Origin of the sequence: Treponema succinifaciens DSM 2489 (genome assembly GCF_000195275.1) — a bacterium.
GTDB lineage: Bacteria > Spirochaetota > Spirochaetia > Treponematales > Treponemataceae > Treponema_D > Treponema_D succinifaciens.
Window position 1 is genome coordinate 150,306 of record NC_015386.1, and the last position, 15,267, is coordinate 165,572.

Sequence of the window (15,267 nt, forward strand, 5' to 3'; positions counted from 1 at the left end):
AAAAAAGTATTTTTTTGAGGTGGAAAAAAAAATGAAAAAAATCGCAGTTGCCATTCAGAAGGGTGGAGTAGGAAAAACAACAATCAGTTTGTCACTTGCAGCCGAACTCGCAAATCAAGGAAAAAAAGTTCTGTTAATTGACGCTGACCCACAGGGAAACTCCACAGGTACTTTACTAGAATCTTTCGACCACGACCTTGCAGAAACACTTTACGGAGATGTAACAATCGATCAGGTTGTTACAAAAACTTCGGTCGAGAATCTTTTTATTATTCCAACAAACTCAATCGACAGAAAAGGAAGTCGCTCATTAAAAACCTATCGTGCGAGCGAGGCATCAAAAGAACCTTTCATTTTTGCAGACCTCTGTGAAGAAGTTGAGAAGATTGGATTTGATTATTGCATTTTTGATACATCACCAGCTTTTGACGATTTTGAAGAAAATATCATGACAGCATCTGACGAAGTTATTGTCGTAATCAAAGCGGATGCTTATTCACAGGATGGACTTCAGATATTCAAAGAAAACCTTGAAAGTTTCAAAAAACGAAAGCATGTTAAAAATCCAAAATTTGAAACAATAGTTTTGAACGAAATCAATCGCTCCATAAAACTTACAGACATCATATCTGAAGGTCTTAATGCCGGAGATTTTAAAGTTGTTTATGTTCCTGTAGACCAGGATTTCAAATACGCAACAGTTGCCCGCCAGACAATTCAGCAGCGCGGTGGAAAAAGAGAAACTCTTGAAGCCTTAAAAAAACTCGCAGACCTCGTAAAATAAAAAGGGGAGTAAAACAATGCCAATAGCAAAGAAAAATATACCACAAGATTTTTTAGAACAAATGAAAACAAATCTAACTATCAATACTGATGAGGAGAATATTGAACAAAAAGAAAGTAACAGTTCTGTTATCCCAAATTCTGCTGAAACAAATCCAATCGTTTCACAGGCATATCTTCAACAAAAAGAATCTTCTAAAAAAGGCAAATATGCAGATGTAATGAATGTTAGACTTTCAAATGGCCGTAGAGATGAGATAAAACGCTTCTGTACAAATTGTGGAGTAACTGTTACTCAATATATCGAGTCTTCTTTCGAATTTCTCGCAAAAGAAGTCGCTGCCGGGCATATAGTCATATCTAAAGGTGGAATTTCAAAGGTAGAGTAAAAAATGGGAAAAAAAATAGAAAACAAAACAAACCTTATCCCTATAGACAACTCAGACAATGAACTTTTTGAGTCATTAAACGAAATAAAAGCTCAAAATTCAAAAAAGTCGCTCAGTTATATACCAAGTTTTTTTACAACAGCCTCCCTTCCTTTCAAGAATATAAATCGCACTGAATTTATACGAAAGGCTAGTAATGGAATATCTCTTATATTAAATTCCCCTAAAAATGTTCCTTTTGGAAAATATGGAAGGCTTCTTTTAAGCGTCTTTACAACTCATGCAGTTCTTTCAAAAGAAAGAAATATGCCTGTTATTATTGAATTTGATTCAATGTCTCAACTTTTAAAAGAAATGCAACTTCCAAGACAGCGTGGTAAAGACATTCAGGAACAACTTGAATGTTTTACTCGTGCAACTTTTTCTTTTGAGCAGAAAATTGAAGAACAAAAGCAAGCTTATTTATTTAAAGATTTGTATCAGCATAGTGAAAAACTTCCTAAAGGAGATGTTACTGTAAGAACTACATCAACAGGAACAATTCTTTTTACAGAGGGTGTTCAATATCAGGAAATTATTGATGAAGACTCAAAAAATCCAAGAATAGGTAAGTTCAAAATTGTTTTATCAGGAAGCTTTGCAGGATTTTGCCAGCAGCATGGGGTTCCAATAAATTATTCTGTTTACAAAGATATAACAAGTCCTGTAGGAAAAGATATTTATGCGTGGCTTGTTTACCGTAATAATGGTTTAGTTGAAGGAAAACCTGTTTTTATTCCAAGAGATAAGTTGGTTGAACAATTTATGCCTGTTGGAGAAAATTCAGATCCCAAAATTGCAAATGTAAATTATTCAAGAATTGTTACTCAGTTAAAAGAAATAAAGGCGAAGTATTATCCTGAGTTAAAAGTTGAAATAGATAAATCTGGTAATGGAATTACTTTACACAAAAGTCCTGCTCCAGTTCTAAAAGATGATGTAAGATATGCTCTTATTTCATCAACTTTAGGAATGTAACAGGGTTGTTATCAAAGCTATGTAACAATTCTGTTATCTATTTTTTAGTTTTCCACAGTTTTATGATTACTACTATTAGTTTTAAATTTATATTAGTTAATTATTAGATATTATAGAAGAAATAACCAAGGTGTGACATTCTTATAACGAAATTGTTACATGATAATTTTTTCTGCATTTATTTTCTATATTATACAAGGATTTAAGGTTATCCACAATTATAACGAGACTGTTACATAAAAAGAGAGTTATCCACAGCGTTCTGTGGATAATTATAACGACAGTGTTACATTTTTGGATAACTAGACTGTTACAATTTTGCTTTGCGGCTGTTTAATCAAAAACTTTGTCATTTCTATAAGAGTATTTCTACGAGATAACGAAAGTGTTACATTGCTGACCATTTGTGTTTTGAACAGTTTTATGATAACCAAATTGTTACATACATATATTGATAACAGAACTGTGACAATACAAATTGTCTTAGCTAAGATAACGAGACTGTTACACACTATCTCTCTATTTCAATCCTGTTTGCTTTCTGCTGATGGCGCTCAGCACAGTGTTCTTTGAGACGCAGTTTGTTGTACTTTTCCAGAAGCATGTCGTGGGGTACTTCGTAATAGGATTTGTTTTTGTCCATGAGGAGAACGGTGTTTCCTTCTTTGCTGGCTGAAACTATGGTTAGAGTTTCGTAGAGGGGTTCTTTTCCGTGGCCGAGGATTTTATCTACATTGAATGAGACGTTGTGTAATGTGTCACCGATTCGTAGTGTGGAATCTTTATCTAAAAGTGCACCTGTGTTTGAAATTGTGTCGTAGAAAGGGCGGGCGATTTTCTTCTCTGGGAAATTCTGCTTGATGTAGTTTTCGTTTAGGGGAACTTCTTTGATTGCCTCAAAATATGTGCGGATAATTACCTGGTTGATTGTCTCATCTTCACGGGCAAGTTGCTTTAACAGATTGCGGGTTTTCTGTTGTTCTTCCCGGCTCATGCGGCTTGTGATTTTTTTTGCGACTTTCAGAGCATCGAGCGGAGAAGAGCATTCCTTACGGCAATGTACGCTAAGGTTATGGCGGAAGTTGTTTGCGGTGTTGTCCCGGTCTTTGAAGTATTGCTCATACTGAGTTTCGAGCAGTTTTTTGTGGGCTGGTGTATTCTCGTCAAACTGTCTTTCAAAGCGTGCAGGTTTTGTGAGTTCAAGAAAGCTACTCTCTGGTAATGTAACAGTTTTGTTACCGTCTGAGAGAATATAAGATTTTTCAGCTTCATTGTAATTCTGAACGGTGAGATTTTTGAAAGTTTGAAGTCCTGGTGTTGTGATTATTGCGAATTCAGGAAGAATAGTCTGACCGTTTACGATTGCCGGAGTTTCATCAGCGATTGTAAGATTGTCGATATTTTTGTCTTTTGAATAAGCTGTGTTCGGTGACATAATGGACTCGAAAGTTTTTGCCGGAACAACGATTTTTTCTTTACCGTCATTGAGAATGTAACTATTGATTTCTTCTGCATACCGCTCAACGATTGTGTTTGAATAATTGCGAAGTCCTTTACCTGTCATAATGGCAAATGATGGTAGAACGGTTTTACCGAAAACTACAGCTTCTTGATTTACAGAATCCTTTGGTGGGGTAGGGGCGTTTTCTTCTGCTGTCTCATCGACTTCAGGAATAGAATTATCCTCAGAAACTTCTTCTGTTTTAAGAGATTCAGATACTTCACCTCGTTCGATTTCCTCTTCGTGCTTTTTGCTTCCTGCGATAGCGGAAATGCGGTTAATGATTTCCAAAAGTTCTTTGTAGTTGTCGCCAGAGAACTGAATGTTTTTTAGGTTCTCTGCTGCTTCTTCAAGTTTTTCCTGTTCTAGTGGTATTTTGTTTTCTGAGTTTTCGTTTTCCATATATGTAACACTCCGGTTATCTGATGTTTGATTTGTCACCCCGACCTTGATTCTATGAAGTTTCTGAACCAGGCTCAGGATGACAGGAATAATAATTATCGCTCGATGTCGCTTTCGGCGGCTCTCCTATGCTTTTCATCTGTTTTTGTAACGAAAATATTAGGATTCACAGTTGGATTCCAATTGGCTTTAACTTCCACTGAATCCTTTGCTTTTGCGAAAAATGAATCACAATAGCTTTCGCCCGGCTTTATGCCAAATTTTGATGAAACGACAGATGTTCCGATTGCGGCATCTGTAAACGCCTTGTTCTCGACATGAGATTTCAGCATTTGTTCAAATTTGCTTCTGACCTGCTCTGATTTTTCTAAGAACAAATCTTTGTGAACATAATTCAGTCCGCTTATGTTGTAATCCGAATCTGTGAAAAGGACAGGAACATAATCATCATTCCAGTTGTTTTTTGCGTTGAGCGTTTCTGCGACTAGAACAAGGTCTACATTACTTCTGACTTTGCCTTCTGCCCATTCAGGAACGGTGTCCTTAATAAGTTCGTCTTTCGTCTGTGCTGCTCCTTCTACTTCTTTTTGCAACCAGCCAGAATGAGGTTTATAAAGAGCGAAGCTGTCATGATCCAGAATGATGTGACCAGCGAATCTGTTGAATCCGTCTTTTCGTTTCATGCTTTCTTCAAGGGCCTTAGTCGATTTAATGTCATAATCGCTTGGTCTTGTATTTCCGCTCGGATGATTATGTACGGCTACTACAAGGCAGTCTTTTTCTTCCGCTCTGCTGATAACCTGCTTCAAAGTCTGGTTGTTCGGGTCTGAAATTATCGTGGTGTTAGGCATGTGGGAGCTGACTGCAATCTGGTCCCGGATTTCGCCGTTATGGCGGTCAATAAGCACATAACGGAAGGTTTCAAACTTTTTGCTTCGGTAAATGCTCATCGCTGCCTGAAGCTGGTTCCAGCCTGTCTTTGAGATTCTGCCTGTCGGGGTGAGGGCGACTTTCTTTCCCTGTATATCGAAAACGCCTTTCTCCTCAAAATCCTTGAAGGCTGTCCATAATCCTGATTTCTCGCCATTCATAACCGGACGGCAAATCTTATTGCGTTCCGCTTCGGATTCCTTAATCTGAGCGGGCGTTATTGCCAAGTCGTCCGTCTTGCCATTGTCATACACTGGAGCCTTATCAGAAACCTTTCCGTCCAGGTCATCCAAATCAAAAAGATAATAATCGCCTTTTGCGTCTACATACGGCTCATCTGCCTTTTCGATTTTTGCACCGCTGTCTTTTTTCATATCGTCGATGATGTCTTTCATTGGGCGAAGGTTTCCCAGAATTGTGGCTTCAAGCTCGTGTCGCTGCTGTTCAATCGGATGTGCGATAAGTTTTTGCTCAGCGAGCTTTGTCTTCATCTCTTTGAGCAGGGCAGGGAGCTTTTCTTTTGCTTTCTCAATCTCTGCCTCAACCGCATGTTTTTCCTCGTTCAGAACATGCACATAATCAAAGATTTCTTCTTCGGTGTGCAGGTTCATTACGGCAAGTTTTTCTGCAATTACATCTCTCTGGCGGCTGTAAGTTTCAATGTTCTTTTTGTCGTCCCTGAGACTTTCAAGCATATAATTTGGAACACGCTCACCTTTTGCCATAACCTCGTTCTTCCACTCGGTATGCTCCACAAAGTCTTTTTCTGACTGTTCAAGTGCTTCAAGGACTGCTTTTCGTCTTTCGATTATTTCATCAAAGGATTCCTGCCGGAGATTTACTTTTGAGAGTTTCGCCTTCAAATCTTTTGTTTCTTCGTCCAGAATCAGCTTAACACGCTTGTTCGGGTCTTTGATGAGGTCGAATTTCAGTTCTTCGGGATTTATGTCCTCGACATTGAGCATATTGCCCTTGTAGGTCCAGAGATCATTTATTCGGCTGCGTTTCTCATCGTGCTTCTGGTATAAAAGAGAGTCGATTGAGTCAGTCATAACAGGGTAGACGATGTGAACATGCCCCTGCATATTTCCCTGTCGCCAGATTCGTCCTTCTGCCTGGATAGTCTCGCTTGGATTCCAGCCGAGAGAGCAGTTGTACATGACGAATGAGTTACCGTTAAGGTCAATTCCTTCACTCGTGTTCTTTCCGCCGATGATAATTTTGAGAGGATTTTTCGGATCGTTGAACTCTGCCGTAATCTTCTCTTTCTTTTCGGGCGTGTTGTTCACTTCGCCGTTGATAATCTTGATTGCCTCTCCGGGGATTCCATGCTCTTCAAGATAATCCGCAACGATTCCGTGACCTTCCTTTCCGAGCGGCATATACATGAACTGCCCCATGTCCGGGTGTTCCTTGTACATATCCACGATTGCATCGCATACGAATTTGAGTTTTGGTGAGGATTCAACAAGGTCTTTCAGTTCCGGTATCTCGATGTCGTCATATTTGAACTTGTTCAGAAGGGCAGGGGAGACGAGGGCAACACGCATATTGTTCATGGCTTCAAGGATTGCGCCTGAATTTTCCGTCACATTCATCATACGCTCTTCCTCTGCTTCCATGATTTTCTTTTGGAGCGGGGAAAGATCGAGTTCCTTTACATGGCTGAACTTTTTCGGTCTGATGATTCCGGCTTCTTCTCCGTCAACCTTGTCGATGAACTCTGTGAGAAGGTTCTGCAATGCGGGCAGTTCCTTCCAGTCTTTCATAACCTGGCGGTAATCGATTTCACCTTTAGTGTTTACTCCAAGTTCCAGTTTTGTATGCGCGAACTGATTCATGAAATCTCGCAGGGAATAGATTCCGCTGGCAACGAGACGCTCCCGCCCGATGTAGGTGAGCATTGAATAAACTTCCACAGGAGAATTTGTGAACGGTGTTGCGGTGAGCAAGAATACATTTCGGTTATCGTTGTGACGCTGCACGAGCTGTGTCATTGCGAACAGTTTGATTGCCCGTTTTGAAGGCTGACCGCTTGGGATTCCTGAATACTCGTTTGCATCTCCCTTGTTCTTTGGTTTTGGTGCTACCCACAGATTTTTAAAGTTGTGAGCTTCGTCTACGGTGATGTTGTCGAATCCACATTTTTCAAAGAAAACATAGTTTGCGTCATTCACGCAGCTTGCCGTTCCGATTGTTCCCATGATTTTCTCGCCCATTGCGGCGTTTTCGTTTGCCGAGCCGTCAAAGTCAGCGGAAAGGAGTTTTGAAAAATCTTCAAACAGTTCTCCGCAGCAGGATTTGTCTGTGAAGGTGATGTGCTTCAACGCTTCATAGGTGCAGACTGAAATCGAGCTTGCGGGAATGTTGAGTTTGTGATTGTCCTCTGAGTCACGGAACTTTTTGATGTGGTCGTCAGAGAAATTGTAAAGCTCGTTCACCTTCAGGTTCGGGAAAAGCTGCTTTATGTCAGTCACCCATTTTGAATAGACGGCGTTCGGAACTATGATAAGAGGCCGCTTGCTTCTTCCTGTCTGAATCTGGTTGATATTCGCAACGATTCCTGTAGCGGTCTTTCCGACTCCGACATCGTAGGCTAGAAGACCGTTTCCTTTTGCGGAAAGCCGGGCAACGCCTTTGAGCTGCTGGTCGTAAAGTTTGAAGGCAGTTTTTCCCTTGTAGGCGTTCATGCCGTCAATGTAAAGCGGAAGATTCTCATACTTCGGAATCACATACGAATTAAAACGGCGGTTGTATTCGGCAAGGAACCGCTCTCTTGTCTTATCATCAAGACCTTCGTGCATATAGCGGTCAAAGAGCTTGTTTGCGGTTTCCTGACGGGCCATGCGTTTTTCGTCCGCCTGCTTTTTGCGTTCTTTGCGCAGATGCTTGATTTCATCTTCTGTCTTGCCGTAGCTCCAGCTTGAAGTTTTGTCTGCAACGACTTTCTTTCCGTCAATGAAATCCACGATGTCCCACCACGAAACATTGTCAGGCAGGTCTTCGCGGGCAATTCGGGCGGTGGAGTAGTCCATTGAATGACGGCTTCGCTGAGAGTCAACGGTTTCACCTTGCGCCCAGAGTATGAAGCTCTCTGCAAGGTTGCGCTCTTCAACCAATCCACTTTCATAGGTGTGAGGAATAGTAAACTCTTCTGCCAGAGTTGAGTTCAACGCGATGTGTATGTCGTCCAGCTTTACAGGAGTTTTGCGGGCAGCTTTCAGGGCTTCGATATTCTTTTTGTGAAGTTCAGCCGCTTCCTTGTCCTCGTTGAAGTTTGAAGAGGAAAGAAGTTTTTCCTGCTCATCGATTTTCTTGTAGATGTCGCCTGATTCAAAAAGAACTTTATGCGTCCAGATTTCCGGCTTTTCCTGCACATAATCATTTGACTTTCCGATGTAGGCTTTTTCGTCCTCAGAAAGTTCTTCCTGTTTGATATAACCTTCCCAATCAGCGTGTTTCCAGACACTGTAGCTCAGGTCGTCAAAACTCTTGCCGTAAAGCTTTGAGAATTCCTGTGCAGTCATAACACCGGCTTTCTGTGGGATGTTGTAAGTTTTGTCTGATTCGACTCTTGTTTCTGTCTGAATTGAGTTTTGTTTACTTTCTTCTTTTGTTGTTGGTTTGTAATATTCACCGTCCATCACAAGAAGCGAGATTGCATCCGCAACTTCAGACCAGGAGAAAAGCCTTGTCTGTTCCTTGCCCTTGATGATTACTTTGAGTTTCATTCCTTTTGAATCATGATCCTGATTATAGCCTGACCCGCCATAACCACCGATTCCATACTCGTCTTTAAGGAATTTCGCTCGTTCAGCATTTGAAAGATTTTTTCTGAAAAACTCGTAAACACGCTTCTTTCCCTCTTCAATGCCTGTTCCATTTAGAACTTCATAACGGAGGGCATCGTTCCAGTTCTTGAATTTAAATTGTTGGGGAACTGTGTCATAATCTGCATATTTTGAAAGCCAAATCAAAGATTCGGTGTGGTCGTCTGGAAGAGTCACATTTTCAGTTTTGTTGAAAAGCTCTCGCAATCTCAGTGTTTCCGGGTATGTATAGATAAGCCCTGAAGTCAGACCATTAAATGATTTTGCTTTCCATGCTTCGATGAATTTCTCGGCCTCTTTTGCAGCTCGTTCCTGGTTCTTCGGGTAAGCCTCTTTGTAAATCTTTCGGACTTCATCTTCTGGAATCGTCAGAGGATTTTTGTTTTCTGATTCGACAGGAACTTCCTTTTCGGCTTCATGCTCTTCTGATTTTGAAGTCTTTGACAATTCAAGGAAACGAGTTGCAAGCTGACTAAGTTTATTTGGAAGTTGTCCTTCAAAATCATCGATAAACCCAAAGTTCCCTTCTGAATCAAGAGAGCCGATAAGATTACCAGATTCATTCTCGTAAATATCAACGATATTCTCACGATTGTCATACTCAAAGTAATAACCGAGAGTTTCAGCCTGTTTGTTTATGCTTTCGAGATTAGAAACTTCTTCGTTGACAGTCTGTGACTCGGTTTTCGCTGGGAGAAGCCCGGTGATTTTATCAAGCTCATCTTGAATCGTAAGACCATCGTGCGGAGTAACATAGTTTTCCTTGTCACCAAAGCGATTTGTACGTTCTTTTATTTCGCCAAGCACTTTATCCGGGTGCTGCTTGAACCATTCATCCCCCTGCAGAAGATTTATATTCTTGTGAGTTTTCTCAATCGCAAGGTTTACGGCGGTGAAAGAATCTACGCCCGCATTTTCGAGCTGTTTTGCGTAATCAATCTGATTGTATTTTTTTAATACAATTATATCAGTGCCAACCTGTGTGGTCGGGAAAGTTCCTTCAGGTAAACGGTATGCGTCTATGAGTTCTCCTGTAAGGGCAATCGCGGTTTTAGGTTTGTCGGCGACAGTGCGTAAAAATCCGCTCGGAACGACAAAAACGAGAAGGGAATTTTCATCTTTGAGCGATTCGAGTCCTTTCTGAATGAAATATTCTTCATAGCGGCCAAAATCCTTACCTTCCCCAAGACCTTTGTATTTGTCGTTATAAGTTCCATAAGGCGGATTTCCAATTACAAGGTCATATTTCGGAAGCTGGTAGCCGATTTTTTTGAATCGTTCGTTCTCGTCAAAGAACTGCTTCTGGAATGCTCCTTCAATGATATTTGCGTTAGGGTGAAGAATCTTGTTGATACGTGCAGACACTTCATCCTTTTCGTGCATGGTGAAGTTGTTCTTTGGTCTGCCGTCTGCAAATCGTCCTGTTCCGCTGCTTGGTTCAAGAACAGTGACTGCATTCGGTGCATAATGGTCAGCGATTCCCCACACCTTTGCGACAAGATTTCGTGGTGTGTAAAACTCGTTCAGAACGCCGGAATTTGAGCGGTCTTTTTCATCAAGTCCACCTGCTCCTTCGTATTGAGCAAGTATTGATTTATCCTCTTCTGTGATTTCTCCGTCAGGTTTTCGCAAGATTTCACGGCACTGCTCACGGATAGATTTAATTTCGCCTTTTGTGAGAGGTTCGTTCTTCGGCTCTTCTTCTGGTAACAGTTTTGATTCATGGCTTTCTTTTTTCGGCATGTATTCGCGGCCAAATTCTTTTGCGATTGATTTTCTGTATTCTTCAAACTTGTATTCGCAAAGCCATGACTCTTCTGTGTGGAAATTCAGATTTGTCAGGTCGTAAGAGATTCTGTAGATTGTTTCCCAGTCCTGTCCATTTACAGCTTTTTCAAACTCGTCTACATATCGCGAGAGTGTGTCATAAGAAAGAGCATATCCGTTTTTAGAAGCTACTTCTGACATTTCATAACGGATTTCTTCTTTGCGTTTTTTCTGATACATGGCTTTCCATGTCATTGTAATATATGCCTTTTGGGAATTCTTCACGAATTGATATATCTGAAGAAGCTGATTCCGGGTTATTTTTTTCAATTTCCTCGGAGATTTCAGTTGGAGCTGTTTTTGGAATATTACTTTCTGTGGTTGTTTGCTCAATGTCAGAGGTTGGTAATGTCAGTTTTTCATAGTTTTCCTGAGCAACGACATACACATTTTTCCCATGCCCGTTCATTTCAGAAATGAGAGCATTTACAGCGGTGACATAATCTGGATTTTTACGGATATCGTGGTGCGAGTCCATGAAAATATCGTCTATGATGTATTGCCCGTCACGACTGTACAGCTCTACAACTCCGCTGCCTTCAAACTCTTCTTCGTGGTCAATGCTACCAGGAACAATGATTCCAATGCCGGCAAAGTTTTCACTATTGTCAAAAGAAAGGAATTTTTCAACGGCTTCCTTTGCAGAGAGATTAGTTATTGGTTCGATTCTCTGGAATGCCTCGAATTCTGTGGTATCGCGGACATAGAAGTGATAACTTGGTTTTAATTCACGAGGATTCTCTGATTCTTCCTGTCTTTCGTTCGACCCACTTCCTACCGTAGCCTCAACCTCAGTTGCAGTCTCAGGTGCAGGGAAGTAATCAGGATGTCGGTTGTGAAGCATTTGTTCGATCGTTGCGTCTTTTGGAACATGATAATCCATCTCGATGAACGGAATAGAAATGATTTCCTCAATCGAAGAATCTCCCCACTCAGACATTTCAAGGTCGCCGTTCAGAATTGTGTAGCCAAAGCCGATTCCGTCCGTGTAAATCTGAGAGATATAGATTTCTGTGTCACCGAGGAAATAGCGGAAGCCGACATTGTGCGTGTCTTTTTCGTTTCTAAGTTCTTCGTCTGTGTTGATCTTACGGAATGTGTCTGCAATGTCTTTGAGCTTCTGTTTGAAGAATTCGCCTTCTTCTCCTTGTGTAAGCTCAATCGTGAACCTGTACTGCTCAGGCGGAATAACCATTTTGCAGATGTCCAAGTCCTCTTCAGTAAGCTGCAAAGGCTCAGTTTTTTTTTCAGATATGTTAATCACAACTTCTGATAAGCCATTTGATGTATTATTTTCTTCTGATGTGTTGATTGAATTTTTAGATACATCATTTGATATATTTGAAGTTTCAACTTCTGCGGATTTTCCCGCTGCTGGATTTCTTGTATCCGTGATAACAACTTTGCCGTTTTTCATCTCCAGCTTCGCAAAATCACTTACGGAATAGACGAGCGGAAAGAGGTTGCCGTTAAAAAGTTTGTTTGCCTCATTGAATGTGTTGCCGGAACTTATGACATTATCAACAAGGAAAAGCCTTGCGTTTTCAGGGATCTCTGCCCCATCAACAAGGTAAAAGTTAAGCTCTCCCTGCCTATTTCCGTTTTTCTTCTGTTCATAAAGCGTTTCGTGAGGTTCGCATTTAAGGATATCCAGAATTTTGCAGTTCGGGTTTGCAGCAGCCATCTGATTTGCTATTTCAAGCGTGTATTCAGCATTTCCTGTGTGCTGCGGAGCGGGAACAAGATATAGCGGTGAGTTCAGGTTTTTAATCTGCTCACCAAGATATGCTGCCATTTCAGTTATGGCTTTTGCGCGGGTCTCTGCACTTTCGGTCTGCTTGATGTCATGGCAAATGTCTCTGGTATGAGTGCTGTGATAATAGCTGTTGAAGTTAAATCCTGCAAAAGAGACATTTGACTGGTCTCGTTTGAACTGATTCGGCTTTTCAAAAATCGGTGCGTTAAGTTCAACTGCTTCCCGTAAATCGTCAATTCCAATCTCGGTACGACCTTCCATGTTTGCGATGGTGAGGGCGACTTTGAGAGTGTTTGCCTGATTGCGTGGGGAGAGATCGTATTTCTGGATTCTGTCATTCAAATAAGTCTGGCATTCTTTGTCCAGCTTGCATAGTTCTGCAATTTCCTGTGGATTAAGGCTTGCGTTGTAATGGGGATTTTCACGCTGAATCCGAAAAGCGTTTTCGATATGCTGCTTCATCTCTGGAACGCTGATTCTGCGTCTGTCGTTCTCGTCTTTGCGTACATTCTGTTTGATTTCAACACGGTCAAGTAACGGGTCGGAAAACTTCTTCCAGTACTGTTCAATCGAACGCTGGGAGCAGAGGCAGATTTTGTCGGTATTCCCATAGTTTCCGCAGGGACAGGGATTTGTCGCCATTACAAGCTGGAAATTTGCAGGGTAACAGGTAGTTCTTCCAGCACGGCTAAGAGTAATTGATTTTGATTCAAGAGGGACTCGGAGCATCTGCAAAACGGAGGAACGGAATTCAGCCGCTTCATCCAAAAAAAGCGTTCCGTTATGGGCAAGGGATATTTCACCCGGATTGCACCTCGCACCACCGCCACAGATTCCTTCAATCGATGCTGTCTGATGAGGCATTCGGAATGGAGCGGTTCTGATTAATCCGTCATTTGGCCTCATCAGACCTGCCAGGCTGTGAATGCGTGTGACAGTTTGAGATTCTTCGACCGTAAGTTCTGGTGTAAGGGCTGGAATTAGGCGTGTAGAAAGAAGCGTTTTGCCACAACCGGGTGCACCTTCAAGCAGAATATTGTGCTTTCCTGCGATTGCAATTTCGATTGCACGGGCTGCGTCATAGTAGCCGTCAAGGTTCATATCGTAGACTTTTGAAAGAAGTTCTTCGTTGAATTTGATTTCGCCCTGTTCTGGAGATGATGAATTACTTTTTTCTGTAAATTGCTCGCTGTGTAAAAGTTTTTCATGTGCGTCAGAAAGTGAAGAAATCCCCATCACTTTCATTTTGATTGTAATCAATTTCTTCCCAAACGGAAAAATCTTCCTCACTAAAAAATTCGTCAAGAATAATTTTTGCAGCATTTTTGATGTCCATATCGTCTGTGATACTATAATTGGAATCCTGTGTAGTTCCGCCGTCAATGTCTGAAAGGTCTCGGTCATAAAGCATAAAATCCCAGTAATCATCGGTTTTGTGAATGATAAAGACCTCCCCGCTGTTTTTTTTCTGCAAGGCGAGTTCTGTGCGTTCATCTTTTGTAATTTCAAGCTGATTTCCGGCTTCTTTAAACGCCTCGTTTACTGCATTTTCGCCGTACATATCCGAAAGTTTTGAGAGAATTTCTTTGAGCGTTGAGCCGCTTTGAATCATAAACGCAAGCTCGTCTTTTTCGCTTGCTTCTGTAATGATTTTTACTTCTTCGTGTGGTTCAGGAAAATACGCTTCTTTGATGTGTTTTGCAAACTCCATGCTGTTTTCTGCCGCTATGTTTCGCGGATACCAAACATTATGATTGCGTGAATACAGCCAGCCTTCGTTTTTAAGCTCCGTGCGGACTTTTTCATTCGGAATTCCCGAAAAGCGGATATTCGCTCGTTTGTACTGTTCGCTGTTGATAATCTCCATTGAGATTGTAGATGTTTGTGTAATTGTGTCTGCCATGAGTGCATACTCCTAGATATGAGAATTGCAGCACTGGGCAGACTGCTGTGTAATGTTATTGATTGCTTGTCATTGTCGGTCGTGACCCGACAATCTGCTAAAAAATCATCTCCATTTCAGGCTCCTGTTTTTTGGGAGCCATAGAGCTGTTCTGATTTTGGTTTTGTTCAAAGGCGAACGTTTTGAGGATTTCTGTTCCCCTCCTGTCAGCGTTGAAAAGAATATTGCCGACTGAATCAATGCTCTTGTCGCGGTTTTCCGCTTTTTTAAGGTCATTGTTCACATTCACCATGATGTTCTTTTTGAAGTCTTCTGCAATCTCAGGCGAAACAGAAAGATTCATGCCCGATTTACAGGCCGCGATGTAGGAACCAAGATATTCAACAGGTTCTGCAGATTCAATCGTAAGCGAAAGTCCTTTAAGATTTGTCGGCTGATTGATTTTGTCCTTTGCCATTTCCATAATAACCCCTGGATTTTCCGTCTGTTCCGGGAAGAATACGGCGGCAGTGTGAAAGTTTTCGTCTTTGCCCTTGAAATTGTAAAGAACACCTTTCTCACCGTCTTTGAGTTCGGTGCCCGCTTCGTTAATCTGATTACGGGTAGCCACGATGTTCGATTCATAGCCTTTCTTCATCTTCTCAAACTGAACTGGGATAAGGCGGCTTGCGGGAAGGCAGTAGCCCTGCGAAAGCGTGTGGACTGGCTCCGCCTTGACCTTGCCATTATGGTCGGGCAAGAAAGGTGCTTTGTTTGCATCCAAGCCAGCTTTCATAACTTTTGCATTGTGTGAGGGAATCCAGAATCCGCTGAATTCGCTTTTTGAGACGGGAGTCTCGAAGGGATTTGTGTTTTCGTTTTCCATGTTTTGCTCCTTCTGATGTAAAACTTAAGATGAAATTTCTGGGAGTCAAATAATGGTACGCTTT

At 41.4% G+C, this 15,267-nt stretch carries 8 protein-coding genes; 3 read left to right on the forward strand and 5 right to left on the reverse strand.

The window, feature by feature from the left end; genetic code table 11:
• Positions 1–31: 31 nt before the first annotated feature.
• The 3 genes from TRESU_RS13875 to TRESU_RS13885 are packed head-to-tail and all read left to right on the forward strand — an operon-like array spanning position 32 to position 2,189.
• A complete protein-coding gene (locus TRESU_RS13875) occupies positions 32–784 on the forward strand; it encodes a ParA family protein (RefSeq protein WP_013702814.1) in 753 nt (250 codons plus the stop codon).
• A 16-nt stretch (positions 785–800) separates the two neighbouring features.
• The gene (locus TRESU_RS13880) at positions 801–1,172 is read left to right on the forward strand and encodes a hypothetical protein (RefSeq protein WP_013702815.1); all 372 of its coding nucleotides are present in this window, start codon (positions 801–803) and stop codon (positions 1,170–1,172) included.
• Between the two features lie 3 nt (positions 1,173–1,175).
• Positions 1,176–2,189 carry a replication initiation protein gene (locus TRESU_RS13885; RefSeq protein WP_013702816.1) on the forward strand — a complete coding sequence of 338 codons (1,014 nt, stop codon included), beginning with the start codon at positions 1,176–1,178 and terminating at the stop codon, positions 2,187–2,189.
• Between the two features lie 511 nt (positions 2,190–2,700).
• Here the strand turns inward: TRESU_RS13885 and TRESU_RS13890 are convergent.
• The 5 genes from TRESU_RS13890 to TRESU_RS13910 form a co-directional block, all read right to left on the reverse strand.
• Positions 2,701–4,092, reverse strand: coding sequence for a hypothetical protein (locus tag TRESU_RS13890; protein WP_013702817.1), 1,392 nt, complete (start codon positions 4,090–4,092; stop codon positions 2,701–2,703).
• 95 nt (positions 4,093–4,187) lie between these two features.
• Positions 4,188–10,874 carry an SNF2-related protein gene (locus TRESU_RS13895; protein WP_148228352.1) on the reverse strand — a complete coding sequence of 2,229 codons (6,687 nt, stop codon included), beginning with the start codon at positions 10,872–10,874 and terminating at the stop codon, positions 4,188–4,190.
• The gene (locus TRESU_RS14515; protein ID WP_245535744.1) at positions 10,822–13,695 is read right to left on the reverse strand and encodes an ATP-binding protein; all 2,874 of its coding nucleotides are present in this window, start codon (positions 13,693–13,695) and stop codon (positions 10,822–10,824) included. The genes TRESU_RS13895 and TRESU_RS14515 overlap by 53 nt, the downstream gene beginning before the upstream one ends.
• A complete protein-coding gene (locus tag TRESU_RS15270) occupies positions 13,649–14,338 on the reverse strand; it encodes an LPD16 domain-containing protein (protein WP_013702819.1) in 690 nt (229 codons plus the stop codon). Before TRESU_RS15270 ends, TRESU_RS14515 begins: the two co-directional genes overlap by 47 nt.
• 97 nt (positions 14,339–14,435) lie before the next feature.
• Complete coding sequence (locus TRESU_RS13910; RefSeq protein ID WP_013702820.1) at positions 14,436–15,203, reverse strand: ArdC-like ssDNA-binding domain-containing protein; 768 nt, start codon at positions 15,201–15,203, stop codon at positions 14,436–14,438.
• Between the last annotated feature and the right edge of the window lie 64 nt (positions 15,204–15,267).

What these genes read in the sequence shown, in the direction of transcription:
- TRESU_RS13875 (WP_013702814.1), top strand. Translation starts at nt 32, where the DNA reads ATGAAAAAAATCGCAGTTGCCATTCAGAAGGGTGGAGTAGGAAAAACA.
- TRESU_RS13890 (WP_013702817.1), bottom strand. Translation starts at nt 4,092, where the DNA reads ATGGAAAACGAAAACTCAGAAAACAAAATACCACTAGAACAGGAAAAA.
- TRESU_RS13885 (WP_013702816.1), top strand. Translation starts at nt 1,176, where the DNA reads ATGGGAAAAAAAATAGAAAACAAAACAAACCTTATCCCTATAGACAAC.
- TRESU_RS13895 (WP_148228352.1), bottom strand. Translation starts at nt 10,874, where the DNA reads ATGACATGGAAAGCCATGTATCAGAAAAAACGCAAAGAAGAAATCCGT.
- TRESU_RS15270 (WP_013702819.1), bottom strand. Translation starts at nt 14,338, where the DNA reads ATGGCAGACACAATTACACAAACATCTACAATCTCAATGGAGATTATC.
- TRESU_RS13880 (WP_013702815.1), top strand. Translation starts at nt 801, where the DNA reads ATGCCAATAGCAAAGAAAAATATACCACAAGATTTTTTAGAACAAATG.
- TRESU_RS13910 (WP_013702820.1), bottom strand. Translation starts at nt 15,203, where the DNA reads ATGGAAAACGAAAACACAAATCCCTTCGAGACTCCCGTCTCAAAAAGC.